At 64.2% G+C, this 16678-nt stretch carries 6 protein-coding genes; 5 read left to right on the top strand and 1 reads right to left on the bottom strand.

The features are described from left to right. The first annotated feature begins 121 nt into the window (after window positions 1-121). From DJ563_RS10240 to DJ563_RS10255, 4 genes are read left to right on the top strand one after another with little or no spacing between them, the layout of a single operon-like run. Window positions 122-874, top strand: coding sequence for an ABC transporter permease (locus DJ563_RS10240; protein WP_434519429.1), 753 nt, complete (start codon window positions 122-124; stop codon window positions 872-874). Between the two features lie 10 nt (window positions 875-884). Further along, window positions 885-1640: an ABC transporter permease gene (locus DJ563_RS10245; RefSeq protein WP_434519430.1), complete on the top strand. Its 756-nt coding sequence runs from the start codon at window positions 885-887 to the stop codon at window positions 1638-1640. An 11-nt stretch (window positions 1641-1651) separates the two neighbouring features. Beyond that, window positions 1652-2437: an ABC transporter ATP-binding protein gene (locus DJ563_RS10250; RefSeq protein ID WP_274100379.1), complete on the top strand. Its 786-nt coding sequence runs from the start codon at window positions 1652-1654 to the stop codon at window positions 2435-2437. A gap of 57 nt (window positions 2438-2494) precedes the next feature. Beyond that, on the top strand, window positions 2495-2791 hold the full coding sequence (locus DJ563_RS10255) for a chorismate mutase (RefSeq protein ID WP_186661321.1): 297 nt from the start codon (window positions 2495-2497) through the stop codon (window positions 2789-2791). Window positions 2792-2939: 148 nt separating this feature from the next. Here the strand turns inward: DJ563_RS10255 and DJ563_RS10260 are convergent, their stop codons facing one another. After that, window positions 2940-14468: a peroxidase family protein gene (locus DJ563_RS10260; RefSeq protein WP_434519431.1), complete on the bottom strand. Its 11529-nt coding sequence runs from the start codon at window positions 14466-14468 to the stop codon at window positions 2940-2942. Between the two features lie 469 nt (window positions 14469-14937). Between DJ563_RS10260 and DJ563_RS10265 the strand changes: the two genes are divergently transcribed. Beyond that, a complete protein-coding gene (locus DJ563_RS10265) occupies window positions 14938-16674 on the top strand; it encodes a type I secretion system permease/ATPase (protein WP_033697131.1) in 1737 nt (578 codons plus the stop codon). Window positions 16675-16678: the final 4 nt, after the last annotated feature.

Below are 16678 nucleotides of genomic sequence, written 5' to 3' on the forward strand. Positions count from 1 at the left end.
AGCAGCAGCCCTGTGCTGCTCCAGCATCACCCCTTCGGCAGCCGCCGTATTTCCGGGCCCCCGCCGCCTGGCACAGCTCTTGCGATAGCCCTTCCATCGTCTGCTCCCCCCAAGGCCTGCCATGCGCTTGCTCTCGCCCCTCTCCTGGTTGATTTCCCCCGTGGCCCTGCTCGCCCTCTGGGCCCTGCTGGCCAACGCCGGGCTGTTCCCTGCCAACCTGCTGATCCCGCCGCTGGAGGTCTGGCACAGCTTCACCGACCTGCTGGCCACCGGCGAACTGCAGCAGCACCTCACCGGCAGCCTCTCGCGCCTGGCGTTGGGCTTTGGCGTCGGTGCGCTGGCGGGCCTGGCATTCGGCACCGCCCTGGCCTTGTCAAAAACCGTGGAGGCCTACTGTGCGCCGCTGTTTCACACCCTCCGGCAAATCCCCAGTATCGCCCTGATCCCGATGTTCGTGCTGCTGTTCGGCGTCGATGAAACCTTCAAGATCGTCATCGTCGCCAAGACTGCGTTCTTCCCCGTGGCCCTGGCCACCTGTGAAGGGGTGCGCGCCATCCCGCGCAGCCACTTTGAAGTCGCGGCGGTGTACCGCCTGCGCTGGACCACGCTGGTCGGCCTTATCGCCCTGCCCGCTGCCGTGCCCGCGATCGTCACCGGCGTGCGCGTGGCCCTGACCCGCGCCTGGGTGGTGCTGGTGGCGTGCGAGCTGCTGGCTGCAGACAGTGGGCTGGGGCAGATGATCGAAATGGGCCGGCAGATGCTGCGTATCGATGTGGTGATGGTCGGGGTGGTGATCACCGGGGTGATTGGTTTCACCCTGGACTTCGGCCTGCGTCGCGTCGAGCGACGGTTTACCCGCTGGCAGAGCCGCTAAGGAGTTGCTGATGAACCTGAAGAGTCTTCGTGGCCTGGTGCTGCCATTGCTGCTGCTCGGCGCGTGGGAGTATGCCTCGCGCCAGGACGCCGCTGGCGCCTATGCCTTTGTGCCGCTGGCCCAGGTGGGTGCGGCCTGGGTCGAGTTGCTGGGCAGCGGCGAGCTGCTGGTCAACCTGTGGGCGAGCCTGCTGCGCACCTGCACAGGCCTGGCGCTGGGCATTGTCGGTGGCATCGGCTTGGGGGCGCTGATGGCCCTGTCGGCACCGGCCAACCGCCTGATCGCGCCGCTGTTCCACGCCCTGCGCCAGGTACCGATGCTGGGCTGGATCCCGTTGATCGCCTTGTGCTTTGGCAACGGCGAAAGTGCCAAGCTGCTCATCGTCAGCCTGGCGGCGTTGTACCCGATGGTGCTCAACACCCTCGAAAGCCTGCGCCAGGTCGAGGGCCAGCACCGCGAAGCCGCCCGGGTGCTGATGCTCAGCCGCGCACAGCAGTTGCGCCTGATCCTGTTGCCCGCCGCCTTGCCGGGCATCGCCGCCGGCGTCTTGCAGGCGCTGGCGTTCGCCTGGGTGACCTCGGTGGGCAGCGAGCTGTTCCTGTCCTCGGGGGCAGGCCTTGGCAGCCTGATGATGAACGCCGAGGCCGGCGCACGCATGGAGATCATTGTGGTCTGCGTGCTGTGCATCGGCCTGTGCGGCTACCTGATGTCCTGGCTCTGCACCCTCCTCTCCCGCCGCCTGCTGCGCTGGCGCCCGACCCGTTGAAAGGCCCGACCATGAACGCCATCGCCCACGTTTTACCCACCACCGCCACCCACGGCGCACTGAACATTCGCGGCCTGAGCAAAAGCTACGCGCTCAAGGGCAAGCCGATGCAGGTGCTCAAGGACATCGAGCTGAACATCCAGCCTGGCGAATTCGTCAGCATTGTCGGCGCCAGTGGCTGTGGCAAGTCCACCTTGCTGCGGCTGATCGTCGGCCTTGACCAGGCCTACCAGGGGCAGATCCTGCTCGACCAGCAGCCCGTGCACGGGCCGGGCCTGGAACGCGGCATCGTGTTCCAGGACCACCGCCTGTTCCCGTGGATGACCCTGCAGCAGAACATCGCCCTGGCCTTGAAGAACCACACCATGCCGACGACCCACAAGGGCCGCCTGGTAGCTGAGCACATCGCCCTGGTGGGCTTGAGCGGTTACGAACAGGCCTACCCGCACCAGCTATCCGGCGGCATGGCCCAGCGCGCGGCCATTGCCCGGGCGCTGGTGAACAAACCCAAGGTGCTGCTGCTGGACGAGCCGCTGGGCGCTCTGGATGCCCTGACCCGGGTAAGGTTGCAGCAAGAGTTGCAACGCATCTGGGTGCAGGAGCGCTGCACCGTGATCATGGTCACCCATGACATCGAGGAAGCGCTGTACCTGGGCGACCGGGTGATCGTGATGGATGCCCACCCGGGCAGAATCCGAGAGGACCTGCGCATCGACCTGCCGCACCCGCGCGAACGTGACAGTGCCGTGTTGCAGGCTTACAAGCAGCGGCTGCTGGGTGAGCTGGTGGGGCATTGAGCTGCATTCGAGAGTGCGTGTGGTACTGTGCTGTGACACCCTCAAGGAGCCCCCCACATGGACGTACGCTGCACCTCGATCGAGGACGTTCGCTCGCGCATCGATCACATCGACCAGAACCTGGTCGCACTGCTTGCCCAACGCGGCCAACTGGTCGCCCAGGCGGCGACTTTCAAGAAGACCCGCGACGATGTGCGCGCACCGGCGCGGGTCGAGCAGGTGATTGCCAAAGTGCGTGCCATTGCCGGTGATACCGGGGCATCGCCCGAGGTGGTGGAACGGGTGTACCGGGCGATGATTGCGGCGTTCATCGATGAAGAGCTGAGACTGCATGCCGCGTTAGACCGGGAGTAAGTTGGGGCCGCTTTGCGGCCCATCGCGACGCAAGGCCGCTCCTACAGGAATATGCGATCTCATGTAGGAGCGGCCTTGCGTCGCGATGGGCTGCGAAGCAACCCCAATGTCAAGCCTGGAGGGCTTCCCTTGCCCTCACCTTTGCGACTCACCCCGCCAGCACGAAGTCCGCTGCCGTCACAGTCGTGGCATCGGCAACCCCTACCAGGCGGATCGAGTCGGTAGCGCCGATGCTGACCAGCGTATCGGCACCGACATCGGCGATGGTGACGTTGGTCGCGAAGGTCGCCGCAGTGATGTTGAACGCGGAGATATCCAGCAAGTCCTGCCCGCCCACCAGGTTGGCATCGAAGTTGATGATCAGGTCGGCGCCAGACCCCGCACCGAACTGGAAGGTATCGTTGCCATCGCTGGCGATCATCGTGTCATCACCCGCGCCGCCGTTGACCCTGTCATCGCCAATCGCGCCGTTGAGGAAGTCGCTGCCGCTACCACCTGACAAGATGTCGTTGCCATCATCACCGAACAGCGTGTCGTTGCCCGCCCCACCGCTCAGGATGTCATTGCCCAGGCCACCATCGAGGCTGTCGTTGCCAGTGCCCCCGTTGATGGTGTTGGCCAGCGTGTTACCGCTACCGACGAAGTTGCCCACTCCGATATAGGTCAGGTTTTCGACGTTGGCACCCAGGGTGTAACTGTCTAGCGTGGTACGCACGCTATCGGTACCGGCCCCTGCGGCCTCGATCACCAGATCCCCGGTGTTATCCACCACGTAGGTATCGTTGCCGAGGCCACCCACCAGGCGGTCAGCACCTGCACCGCCATTGAGCAAGTCGTTGCCAGCGCCTGCGCTGATGATGTTGTCGAGCGCGTTACCGCCAGCAGTGAAGTTGCCCACCCCGGTATAGATCAGGTTCTCGACATTACTGCTCATGCTGTAGCTGGCTAGCGTGGTACGCACGGTATCCGTACCGGCCCCCGTGGCTTCGATCACCACATCCCCGGCGTTATCCACCACGTAGTTATCGTTGCCGAGACCACCCACCAGGCGGTCGGCACCCGCACCGCCATTGAGCAGGTCGTTGCCAGCACCGCCGACCATGACGTTGTCCAGCGTGTTACCGGCACCGACGAAATTGCCCACGCCGGTATAGGTCAGGTTCTCAAGATTGTCGATCATGCCGTAGCTGGCTAGCGTGGTACGTATCGTATCCGTACCCGACCCTGTGGCTTCGATCACCACATCTGCAGCGTTATCTACCAGGTAGATGTCGTTGCCGAGACCACCCACCAGGCGGTCGGCACCCTCACCGCCATTGAGCAGGTCGTTGCCAACACCGCCGACCATGATGTTGTCCAGCGCGTTACCGCTACCGATGAAGTTGTCTATGCCGGTATAGGTCAGGTTCTCGAGGTTTGCACCCAGGCTGTAGCTGGCTAGCGTGGTACGCACGGTATCCGTACCAGCCCCTGTGGCTTCGATCACCACATCCCCGGCGTTATCCACCACGTAGGTGTCGTTGCCGAGGCCACCCACCAGACGGTCGGCACCGGCACCGCCATTGAGCAGGTCGTTGCCGACACCACCGACCATGATGTTGTCCAGCGCGTTACCGCTACCGACGAAGTTGCCCACCCCGGTATAGGTCAGGATCTCGAGGTTGGCACCCAGGCTGTAGCTGGCTAGCGTGGTACGCACGGTATCCGTACCGGCCCCCGCGACCTCGATCACCACATCTGCGGCGTTATCCACCACGTAGGTGTCGTTGCCGAGACCACCCACCAGGCGGTCGGCACCGGTACCGCCATTGAGCAGGTCGTTGCCGACACCGCCGACCATGATGTTGTCCAGCGCGTTACCGCTACCGACGAAGTTGCCCACCCCGGTATAGGTCAGGTTCTCGACGTTGGCACCCAGGCTGTAGCTGGCTAACGTGGTACGCACGGTATCCGTACCGCCCGCCGCCGCCTCGATCACCACATCCCCAGCGTTATCCACCACATAGGTATCGTTGCCATCACCGCCGGTCATGGTATCCGCGCCAAGCCCGCCGTCGAGGCTGTCGTTGCCAAGCCCACCGTTGAGGATGTCGTTGCCAAGCCCGCCAAACAGCAGGTCGGCACCGTCCAGGCCGGAGATCACGTCATCGCCCGTGCTGCCGATCAGGATGTCGTTACCGTTGGTGCCGACCAGCGTCAACCCTGGCACTGCATCAGTCGCCGCCGAGGTGAGTGTCTCCAGGGCGCCGAAGCCGTCGGTGTAGCGCACGATCACCCGCAGTTGCTGGTTCCCATGGTTGAGGCCCGGGGTAAAGGTGGCCGCAGTGGCGCCGATGATGTCGCTGAAGACGCCGCCAGTGCCTTGCTGCCACTGGAAGCTGAACGCCCCCAGCCCGTCAAGGTCGGCAATACTGCCGGTAAGTGCCGTCAGCGTCTGCCCCTGGACGGGCGTAGTGTCACTGATCAGTACCGCACCGGTCGGTGCATCGTTGGCGTTGGCAACCGGGTCGAGGATGTCGGAGGCAATGCTTTCTTGCACGCCGAAGTCATCCACGTAGCTGACCACCACCCGTATGTTCTGCCCCACCTGCGCCTGGGTCAGGACGAAGGTGCTGCCGATGGCGCCTGCGATGTTGACCCAACCGACACCGCGGTTCGCCTGCCACTGGAAGCTGAACTGCGGATTGCTCAGGCCGTCGGCGTCGACGATGGTCGCCGGGTTGGCCGTCAGCGTCTGGTTCTGCACCAGCAGCCCGGTCACGGCCGGCCCGGCGCTCGGTGCGCTGTTTGGCGCGGAGTCGACGATCTCCAGGGTGCCCTTGGCATCCTGATACACCGCCCGCACCCGAATGCTCAGCCCCGCCACGTCGTCGGTCACCCGATAGGTGCTGCCGATCGCCCGCGATGCTTCGCCTGCGGCGACGAAGGTGATGTCCTCATAGACACCCGAGCCCGGCAGTTGCTCGACCTGCCAGTAGTAGGCCACAGGCCCGTTGACCGCACCCGTCAGGTTGGCCGCACTGACGTTGTCGGCATCGTGCACCGCCAAGTCAGAGACACGCAGCAACTGGCCGGCAACCGGTGTGTCCTCACGCCCGCCCGTGGCATCGTCAAGGATCGCCAGGTGGCCCGATGGGTCGGCGTTGACGGCCGTGCCGACGCCAGAGGCAATGGCGCGGTCAGAGAACTGCAGCCGCTCGATGCCGGTCAGCCGATCGACACCATCACGCCCCGCCACCAGGTCGGTGACGATGACCGCATTGCCATCGACCACGACGCTGTAGTCGGTCGCAACCCCCGAGAACAAGGCGGTGTCATAGTTGTCGGTACCGCTGACAATCTCCCGGGTGATCACCAGCTGGCCCGGGTTGTAAGTACCGTTGAGCATCAGCGGTACCATCGGCTCCATGCTGTCGAACGTGGCGATTTCCGGGCCGGTGCCATCGCTGTTGGCGCGCACGCTGATGCGCACGTTGAGCCACTTGTCACCGTCGAGGATGTCATCGCCGCCGCGGCCTTCAAGCAGGTCGCTGCCGCTGCCGCCAAGGATGATGTTGCCGCCGTCGTAGAAGGTCGCACCGGCAGCCAGCAGGTCGGCCAGGCCGTTGATCAGGTTGATGTTGGTCAGCACGCTGCCGGTGGCACCGGCGGTGGGCAGCGAGGCGGCATCTTCATTGTCGCCACGCAGGAAGTCACCGTGCGCCGAACCCGACAGGCCTTCCATGATGTCGAAGCGTACCAGTGCCGAAGCACCCGAGCCCGGCACCGGCGGCACATCGAAGAAGCGGTCGGTGTAGTCGATGGTCACGCCTTGGGCGAGGCCCTTGAAGGTCGCCCAGTCGTAGCCCGAGCCGCCGATATAGCGGTCACCGAAGCCGAGGCTGCCGACCATGATGTCGTCGCCCCCTTCGCCGTTGAACTTGTCGTTCTCGTTGCCGCCGATGAACACATCGTTGCCGATCACCGGGTCGTTGCCGAGCGGGTCGAAGTTGTCGCCAGGTGCACCGTCCGAGGTGCCCTTCTCGATCCAGTCGTCGCCTTCGTTGCCCATGTCCTGTTCGTTGGCCTTGCTGCCCAGGATGAAGTCGTTGCCCTGGCCGCCAATGGCTTCGGAGGCGTCTTCACCGGTGACGATGAAGTCGTTGCCAAAGCCACCGATGATCAGGTTGATGCCATTACCGCCGTGCAGCACGTCGTTGCCGTCGCCGCCCTGGATATTGTCGTCGCCGCCCACGTCGCTGATGATGTCGTCGCCGGCACCGCCGCGCAGCTGGTCGTTGCCGTTGCCGCCTTCGATGCGGTCATTGCCGGCATCGCCCCAGACCGTGTCGTCGCCACCGCCAGAGACGAGGATGTCGTTACCGTTGCTGCCGCCCAGCACGATATGCTCTTCACCGGCGTAGCGAATGTAGTTGGTGTCGGGCCCGGCCGTCAGCGGGTTGTCGCGGAACACCACCTGCTGGCCGTTATCGCCCAGCGGGTCGGCATTGCCCAGGCCATCGTTGAACTGCTTGCTGCGGTCCACTTCGAGATAGAACGCCGGGTCCGAGAACACCAGGCCTGGCAAGTGGGTGGCCGACGTGTTGGCCATGATCAGCTTGGCGAACGAGTTGCTTTCCAGCTCGGCATTCATCGACAGGCCAGAGGTGCGCTCCAGGTAGTAGAAGCGGTCGCCGTCCTGGAGTTTTTCCATCTGGTTCTCGAACACGAAGTTGAAGGTCGAGCCGAGCATGCCACCGAAGGGTGCTTTCGCTTCGGCCAGGCCACCGATCCACAGGTCGATGGCATCGACCCCGGTCACTGTCACTGCCCTCAGGTCATCGGCGGTGCCCAGCACACCATCCTTGCCGGGCCGTGTCACGTTGGCCCAGGCTCCGGTGCCATTGAGGAAGTCCAGGCGGTCCGCCGGCGAACCGTCGCCACCGAACACCAGCGCCATGGCCGCCGCGCGCTTGTCCACCAGGGTGGTAGCACCGGTGATGGTGCTGTGCGTGCCGTAGGCGGCAATGAAGTTGATCAACGACTCCGCATGCTTGAGGTGTTGCACCAAATCGACCCAACTGGTGTACGGCTTGAGTTGGGTATCGCCGGTTTGCTCGTAGATATCGCGGCGCACGGCGTTGAGCGAAGGAATACCCACATCGCGGCCACGGGCGATGTTGATCGCCGGCAGGTCGAGCGGCAGGCCCAGCAGGTTGTTGCGCAGCGCCTCGGTGACGAACTCGTCGATTTCGTTACCGGCCTGGCGCGTCACCCCGCGCACGATGGCACTGGTCGCGTCCTCTGGTGTGACCCCACTGGCGGCGTACGCCAACGGATTGAGGAACGCGGCGATCAGGCCGAGTTGCTGCTCGGGGTTGGCGCTGGCCGGGTCCTTGACCACGTTGAAGTCGATGTCGAAGCGGTCGACGGTCTCGGTCAGCATCGAGTGGCCAAAGCGGTACACGGTGTGCGCGAACTCGGCGACGATCGAGGCATCGAGGTCGACGTCATACACCTGGGTCGGGGCGAAGAACAGGTCGACGCGCGGCTGGATGGTGCGCGCGAATTCCTCGAACACCAGGTGCTGATACTGCATCTCGGTGCCAAACTTGGCCGCCTGGAACAACCGCTCGCCATTCCACACCAGCGCATCGATCTCGGCCTGGCTGGCAGGCAGTGCGGTCACCGGGTTGAGCAGCCACTCGTTGAGGAAGGCCACGTCGCCCGCATCGAGTACGGTGTCCTTGGTTTGCGCCACCAGCCGGTTGTGCTCGGCGTGGAAAATCGCGTGCACGGCGGTCAGGCCGATGTTTTCGTTGACCCGGCCATCGCCCGCGATGTAATGCGCATCCAGCAGCTCGTTGTCGTAGGCCAGGTTGGCGCCTGTCTGCGGGTTGACCGGCACGGCGTTGCCCACCAGGGCATCGCCATCGGGCGCCAGCACGCCTGCGTTGAACACCGGTACGGCATTGTGGGCGATGTCAGCGAGGAACTCGTGGCCCGTGCGCACGGCATTGGTCAGGTCGATCGGCGCCAGCGGGTTGCCTTCGACCAGCACGTCATCCGCCGTGCCGCCCAGCCCATCAGCGCCCTTCATCACCACCATCGGGTAGCCATTGGGCCCTTTGACGAAGTTGCCATAGGCATCGGTCGCCAGCAGCGGCACGTTGTTGACGTCGGCATCGGTGAGGTGGATGCCGAGCAGGTCGTTGGCCTGCGCCTTGACCACCTTCCAGGTCGCCATGCCGCCGATTTCGCTGTCGTCCGCACTGCCGAACTTGCCATCGGCGCCAAGGTCGCGGTTGGTGATCAAGCGGCCGGTGGCGACGGGGCCCTGGTCGGTCATCTGGTAGCCGCGCAGGAACACCTGGTGCGAAGGGTGCGAGCTGTAGGTCTGGTTCTGGTCCACGAACGGCGTGGTGGTGTTGCTGTGCTCATGGATGTCGTCGGCATTGCCGAGAATGCCATCCGGCCCTGGCTGGTTGGTGGCGCGGGTCAGCACCATGAAGTTGGCGTTGCCACCGGGCACGTACAGCGGGTCGTCCGGTTGCAGCGGAATGAACACGGTACCCGAACCGCCTTTGGTGACCAGATCCAGGCCATGGTCGAAGAACTGCCCGAAGAAAGTCATCCAGGCGTTGAACGGCGCAGACAGCCCGGCATCCGCCGTGGTGTTTTCGAACAGGTAGACATCGTGGTCGTCAGTGGTACCGAACTGGCCATCCAGGCCAGGGCTGGCGACCACCCGTACGCCATCCTTGAGCACGTCGTCGTTGCCCGGCGTGCCGAAGTTGAGCACACCGTCCGCGCCCGGGTCATAGGCCGTGGCATAGGCGGCCGGGTTGTTGGAGGTCTGGTCGACGATCAGGTTGCTGATGGTACGCGGCTGCGAGTCGAACACCGCACCGCTGGTCTGCTGATAGGAGGACCCCGGAATAGCCGGCGAGCCGGGGCCGAAGAAGCCGGCCGGCGCACCTTCGGCCGGGTTGAACACCGGGTCGGTCAGGCGTGGGAAGACGTTGTCGGCAGCACCGAACTGGGTGTTGTTGATGCCATTGAGGTTCATCAGGTTGTTGTTTGAACCGTCAACTGCCCGCAGCCCCATGGCCGAACGGATGTTCGGGATCAGCGAGAGGATGTCCTGCCCGGCAGCATCGGCCTCGGCGATCTTGATCTGGGCCAGGATGAAGTTCAGGTCGGAGCGGACCATGTGCAGGCCCTCTCCCCCTTCGCTGGCATCGACCACCGGCGTTGGCGCCGTTGGTACCACGGGCGCGCCCGCTTCGACTACGGCAGTGGGCTGCGAGAACAGCACTTCGGTGGTGCCGTGGGCATCCTGGTAGATCGCCTTGACCCGCAGCGACAACCCGGCCAGGTCCGGCGAGACCTTGAACGCGGTGCCATCGGCGCTCTGGAACGCCAAGTCGCCGGCCGGCAACAGGATGATGTCTTCGAACACACCGCTGCCCGGGTCGGCCTCGAACTGCCAGTAGTAGGACACCGACGTGTTGTTGAGCAGCCCTTGTGGGTTGGTCGGCGAAATGTTGTCGCCATCCAGTACCCCGGCCATGCTCACGGTCAGCATGTCGCCGACGGTGATCGCGCCAGCGTTGCTGTCAGTGATGGTCGGGCTGCCGGTAGGCTGGGCGTTCACGCCCGCCACCAGCACGCGCTGGCCGTCGGAGAATTGCAGGCGCTCGATATGCAGCAGAGTGTCGGTGCCGTCATTGCCGACGGTATCGGTTACCGTCCACACATCGTCCGCCACATCGGCCGTGCCGCGGGTGTTCTGGGTGACAACGTAGTCGGCCTGAAGCCCGGAAAACACCGCAGTATCGAAGGCTGCACCACCGGTGGAGGTGCCTGGCAGGATTTCCCGCACGGCCTTGAGCTGGCCGGGGTTGTAGGTGCGGTCGAGCATGAACGGGATCATGTCGACCATGCTGTCGAAGCTGGCGATTTCCGGCCCGGTGTGGTTGACGTCGTCGGCGGCGTACACCGCAATCCGCACGTTGATCCACTTGTCACCGTCGATCAGGTCATCGCCTCCACGGCCCTCGATCAGGTCGCTGCCGTTGCCGCCCAGGATGATGTTGCCGGTGGCAAAGCCGGTGGTGGGTAAACCTGCATCGGCAAGGAACTGCTCCAGCCCGTGGATCAACGCCACGTTAGTCAGTGCACTGCCTGTGGTGCCGCCGTGATTGAGGATGGTGACCGCATCGACGTCGTCACCCTTGAGTACATCGCCGAACCTGGAACCGGACAACCCTTCGACTTCGGCAAAGCGGTCGAGGATCGAGGCCGGTGAAGCACCGACCGGGCTGAACACGCCATTGTTCTGGTTTGGCGCATTACCATGGGGCTGCGCCAATGCGGCCAGGCTCAGATCGACAGTCACACCGACCTTGTCATTCTTGTGGGTCACCCAGTCGAAGCCAGACATGCCTTCCATCTTGTCCTGGGCATCGCTGCCGACAAAGATGTCATCGCCACCTTCACCGATCATTTCGTCGAAGCCAGGGCCACCGACGAAGATGTCGTTGCCGATCACTTCGTCACCCAGCAGGGGCGCCAAGTTGTCGCCGGGCGCACCGTCCTGGGTACCCATCTCGATCCAATCATCACCCTCGTTGCCGGTCGGTGGCAGGTTGGTCTTGGCGCCTAGGATGAAGTCGTCGCCCTGGCCGCCGAAGGTGGTGCTGATGTCTTCGGTGGTGATGATGAAGTCCTGGCCGTCGCCGCCCAGGATCAGGTTGCCGGCAACGCCCATGCTGCCGGCGACGATCACGTCGTTGCCGGCGTTGCCTTCCAGGCGGTTGTCGCCAAACGAATCGGTGATGATGTCATCGCCCGCGCCGCCCAGCACCGCATCGTTGCCTGCGCCGCCTTCGAGGCGGTCATTGCCGCCGTCGCCGTAGACGGTGTCGTCACCTTCGCCAGAGATGATGATGTCGTTGCCCGCAGTGCCACCGAGGACCACATGGTCTTCACCGGTGTAGTGCAGGTAGTTGCTGTCGGCGCCCACGGTATCCGGGTTGTCGCGGATCACCAGGGGCACGATTTCCTGGCCGTAGATCATGATGCCGCCAGTCGGGTCGGCCTTGCCGTCGGCACCCAGCCCGGTGAACTGGTTGGCCTGGTTCACTTCGAGGGTGAAGGTGGGCGTCAGGAACACGGTGTTGGACAGGTGGGTGACATCGGAGTTGAGCATGATCAGCTTGGCGAAAGAGTTGTTTTCAAGCTCGGTGCCGAAGTTGGTGCCCGCCATGCGCGACAGGTAGTAGAACCGGTCGCCGTTCTGCAGCGCCTCCATCTGGGTTTCGAAGATGAAGTTGAAGCTCGACCCGAGCATGCCGCCGAACGGCATCTTCTGCTCGGCCAGGCCACCGACCCAGAAGTCGATGGTGTCAACGCCGGTGATGGTCACCCCGGTCACGTCGTCTGCAGTGCCCAGTACCCCGTCCTTGCCGGCCAGGGTCACGTTGGCCCAGGCACCAGTGCCGTTGAGGAAGTCGAGGCGGTCGGCCGGCGCACCCTCGCCCCCGAACACCAGGGCCATGGCGGCGGCGCGTTTGTCTTCCATGGTGGTCGCCCCGGTGATCGAGGCATGGGTACCGTAGGCGGCTATGAAGTTGACCAGCGATGCGGGGTGCTTGAGGTGATCGGCAAAGTCGACCCAGCTGATGTAGGCCTTGAGCTGGCTGTCGCCAGTCGCGGCCCAGAACTCACGGCGGGCCTCGTTCAGGGTGGGGATGCCGGTATCGCGCCCGCGTGCCAGGTTCAGTGCCGGCAGGTCGAGCGGCAGGCCCAGCAGGTTGTTGCGCAGCGCTTCGGTGACGAACTCGTCGATCTCGTTGCCGACCTGGCGCGTCACGCCACGAATGATCGCCCCTGCCGCTTCATCCGCAGTCGCCCCGCTGCCGGCGAACGCCAATGGGTTGAGGAAGGCGGCGATCAGGCCAAGCTGCTGGTCGGGGTTGTTGGGGTCGGTGAGGATCGGGTTGAACTCAGGGTCCAGGCGGTCGACGGTTTCGGTCAGCATCGAGTGGCCGAAGCGGTACACCACGTGGGCGAACTCGGCGAGGATGGCCGGGTTGATCGAGGTGTCATAGCCATTGGGCGCCAGAAATTCGTCGATCTGCGGTTGAATGGTGCGAGCGAACTCCTCGAACACCAGGTGCTGGTACTGCATCTCGGTGCCGACCTTGGCGGCCTGGAACAGGCGTTCGCCATCCCACACCAAGGCCGCGATAGCGCCGGGTGTGGTCGGTATCGCGGCAACGTCATCCACCAGCCACTCGTTGAGGAAGGCCAGGTCGCCTGCGGCAAGGATGGTGTCCTTGGACTGCTGGACCAGGCGGTTATGCTCGGAGTGGAACACGTGGTGCACGGCGGTCAGGCCGATGTTCTCGTTCACCCGGCCGTCGCCAGCGATGTAGTGGGCGTCGAGCAGTTCGTTGTCATAGGTCAGGTTGTTGCCACCTGCGCCCACCGGCTGCGCATTGCCCACGTCGCTGTCGGCGTCGGCCTGCAGCACGCCGCCGACCACCACCGGCGCGGCGTTGTGGGCGATGTCGTCGAGGAAGGCATGCCCGGTGCTCACGGCGTTGGCCAGGCTGATGGGCGCGGCGCGATTGCCTTCGACCAACTGGGTCACGTCATCGGCAGTCCCGGCAATACCGTCGGCGCCGTTGCTGATGCGCATCACCACCTGCGGCATGCCGTTGGGCCCCCGCAGGAAGTTGCCATAGGCATCGGTCGCCAGCAGCGGCACGTTATGCACGTCGGCATCGGTCAGGTTGATACCGAGCACGTCGCGGGCCTGGGCCTTGACCACGGCCCAGGTGGCCATGCCGCCACTCTCGCCATCGCCATCGTCGGCCGTGCCGAATGTGCCGTCGGCGCCCAGGTCACGGTTGGTGATCAGGCGCCCGGTGGCAATCGGGTCGCCGGCGGCGTTGAGCATGTACTCGCGCAGGAACACCTGGTGCGAGGGGTGCGAACTGTAGGTCTGGCTCTGGTCGACGAAGGGCGAGGTGGTATTGGGCTGGCTGTCGTCGGCCGTGCCGACCACGCCATCGGCGCCGGCCGTGCGCACGGCACGTGACAGCACCATGAAGTTGGTCGGGCTGTTGGGCACGAACAACGGGTCATCGGGCTGCAGCGGGATGAACACGATGTCGGTGGCGCTTTTGGTCACCAGGTCCAGGCCATGATCGAAGAACTGGCCAAAGAAGGTCATCCAGGCGTTGAAGCCCGCGGTCAGGCCCGCGTCTGCCGACTGGTTGGGAATGAAGAACACTGGCTTGTCGTCGGCGGTGCCGAACACGCCATCCAGGCCGGGGCTGATCACCGGCGCGGCGCCACCGTTGGCCTCGACCGCTGCGGGGTTGTTCGCGGTCTGGTCGACGATCAGGTTGCTGATGGTGCGGGGCTGGCTGTCGACCACCGTGCCGGTGCCGGCGTAGGCCGCACGGTAGGCGGGGTCGAGCAGGCGCAGGAAGGCGTTGTCGGCAGCGCCGAACTCGCTTTGCCCGGTCACCAGGTTGTTGAAGCTGCCGTCCACGGTGCGCAAGCCGAACGGCACCTGGCTGTTGGGCAGCAGATCGATGAGGTTGGCGCCCTTGGCGTGGGCTTCGGCGATAAAGATTTGCTTGAGGATGAACTCCAGGTCCGACTTGCTGAAATTGGCCATTTCAATTGCCCTCGATGTATCGAAGAAACAAGCGGGGCAACAGGGTCCTTCCCGCGCCCAGTCAGTTGACGTGCGCAGTTCGTGGTTCGGTTTTCCGGGGATGTACAGGCGATGACTTCTGGTCAAACGCGATCCCTGTAGGTACGGCCTTGCCGGCAACCATTCAGGGCCCGAATAACCAAGACTAAAGTCGTAGAGTCAAACCTTGTCAATAAGACGCCGTAAAAATGACTCTCGATGATAATGCGTTGCAACTCGCTGTTTTTACGTGACTTATGAGAAGTTCAATGCATTTATAGAGCAAAATGATATTACAAGACTTTTCTCTGCAACCTACGCTGCTGCTTGTGGGAGCAACGCAGCGTTTTCGGACTATAGAGCGACCCGCCTGCGAGCCGATCAGAAGCCACAGCTAGAGCTGTCCGGGACGCCGCAACGGCCTCCGGTTTTGTGAAGAGGGAGGCCCCAGATGCACAAGCAGCCGCGCACCCGTTCCGAGTTGGCCGAGGCGCTTTTTCGCCTGCGCCGCAGCTTCTACGCCCTGGCAGGCTTCAGCGGCGTGATAAACGTCATGATGTTGACGCCAGCCGTGTACATGCTCCAGGTCTATGACCGCGCCCTGGTCAGCCGCAATATCACCACGTTAACAATGCTGACCCTGCTGGTGGTGGGGCTGTTCCTGCTGATGTCCGCCCTGGAAATGATCCGCACCCGGGTGTTGATCCGGGTTGGCAATTGCCTGGACATGGACCTCAACCAACGCATCTTCAGCGCCGCCTTCGAGCGCAACCTGAACCGCGCCGGGGGCAACCCGGCCCAGGCCCTGCAAGACCTCGCGCAGGTCCGCCAGTTTCTGACCGGCAATGGCCTGTTCGCCTTCTTCGATGCGCCGTGGACGCCGATCTACCTGCTGGTCTGCTACCTGATCCACCCGCTGCTCGGGCTGGTCACGATGATCGGTTCGATGATCCTCGCGGGCCTGGCGTACCTGACCGAGAAGGCCACGCACAAACCGCTGGCCGAGGCCAACCACGCGGCGCTGTCCTCCGCCAACTACGCCAACAACAACCTGCGCAACGCCGAAGTCATCGAGGCCATGGGCATGCTGCCGTCGATCAGCAAGCGCTGGTATCAGAGCCACCTGCGCATCCTGCAGATGCAGACCCTGGCCTCCGACCGTGCAGCCCTGATCAGCAGTACCGGGCGCTTTGTGCGCATTACCCTGCAATCGCTGATTCTCGGCACCGGCGCGCTGCTGGCAATCGAAGGCAAGATCACCCCGGGCATGATGATCGCCTGTTCGATCCTCACCGGCCGCGCGCTGGGGCCGGTCGAACAGGTGATCGCCTCCTGGAAGCAACTGCTCGGCTGCCGCACGGCCTGGGGCCGGCTCAACGAGTTGCTGCAGGACTACCCACGCCGGCCACCGAGCATGTCACTGCAACGCCCGGTGGGCATGCTCGCCGTAGAGAATGTGTTTGCCGGCGCCCCCGGCACCAACACCACCATTCTGCGTGGGGTCAGTTTCAGCCTGGCGCCGGGCGAAAGCCTGGGCGTTATCGGCCCCTCCGCCTCGGGCAAGTCCACCCTCGCCCGCCTGCTGGTTGGCGTCTGGCCGACCCAGGCCGGCAAGGTGCGCCTGGACGGCGCCGACATTTTCAACTGGAACAAAAGCGAACTCGGCCCCTGGCTCGGCTACCTGCCGCAGGACGTGGAGCTGTTCGAAGGCACCATCGCCGACAACATCGCGCGGTTTGCCGAGGTGGACAGCGAGGCGGTCATCCGCGCCGCCAAGAGCACCGGTGTGCACGAGATGATCCTGCGTTTCCCGCAGGGTTACGACACCCGCCTGAGTACCGATGGCAGCCCACTGTCCGGTGGCCAGAAGCAGCGTATTGCCCTGGCCCGTGCGTTGTACGGCGAACCCAACCTGGTGGTGCTGGATGAACCCAACGCCAACCTCGACGACGTCGGTGAAAAGGCCCTGGTCGATGCCCTGGCTGAACTCAAGGCGCGTGGCGCCACGGTGATACTGGTTTCCCATCGGCCCAACGTGCTGTGCGCCGTCGACAAAGTGCTGATGCTGCGTGACGGCGGCGTGCAGATGCTGGGCACGCGGGACGAAGTCTTCGCAGCGCTGCGTAAAGCCAGCGTGATACCGGCGGGCACAGCGGCGCCGCTGGCGTCGGTAAAAGTACGGGAGTGACCGA

The organism is Pseudomonas sp. NFX1, assembly GCF_051123555.1.
Classification (GTDB): Bacteria; Pseudomonadota; Gammaproteobacteria; order Pseudomonadales; family Pseudomonadaceae; genus Aquipseudomonas; species Aquipseudomonas capeferrum.

Excerpts from the sequence above, each read along its gene's own strand:
- DJ563_RS10265 (WP_033697131.1), top strand. The coding sequence starts at position 14,938 with ATGCACAAGCAGCCGCGCACCCGTTCCGAGTTGGCCGAGGCGCTTTTT.
- DJ563_RS10245 (WP_434519430.1), top strand. The coding sequence starts at position 885 with ATGAACCTGAAGAGTCTTCGTGGCCTGGTGCTGCCATTGCTGCTGCTC.
- DJ563_RS10250 (WP_274100379.1), top strand. The coding sequence starts at position 1,652 with ATGAACGCCATCGCCCACGTTTTACCCACCACCGCCACCCACGGCGCA.
- DJ563_RS10255 (WP_186661321.1), top strand. The coding sequence starts at position 2,495 with ATGGACGTACGCTGCACCTCGATCGAGGACGTTCGCTCGCGCATCGAT.
- DJ563_RS10260 (WP_434519431.1), bottom strand. The coding sequence starts at position 14,468 with ATGGCCAATTTCAGCAAGTCGGACCTGGAGTTCATCCTCAAGCAAATC.
- DJ563_RS10240 (WP_434519429.1), top strand. The coding sequence starts at position 122 with ATGCGCTTGCTCTCGCCCCTCTCCTGGTTGATTTCCCCCGTGGCCCTG.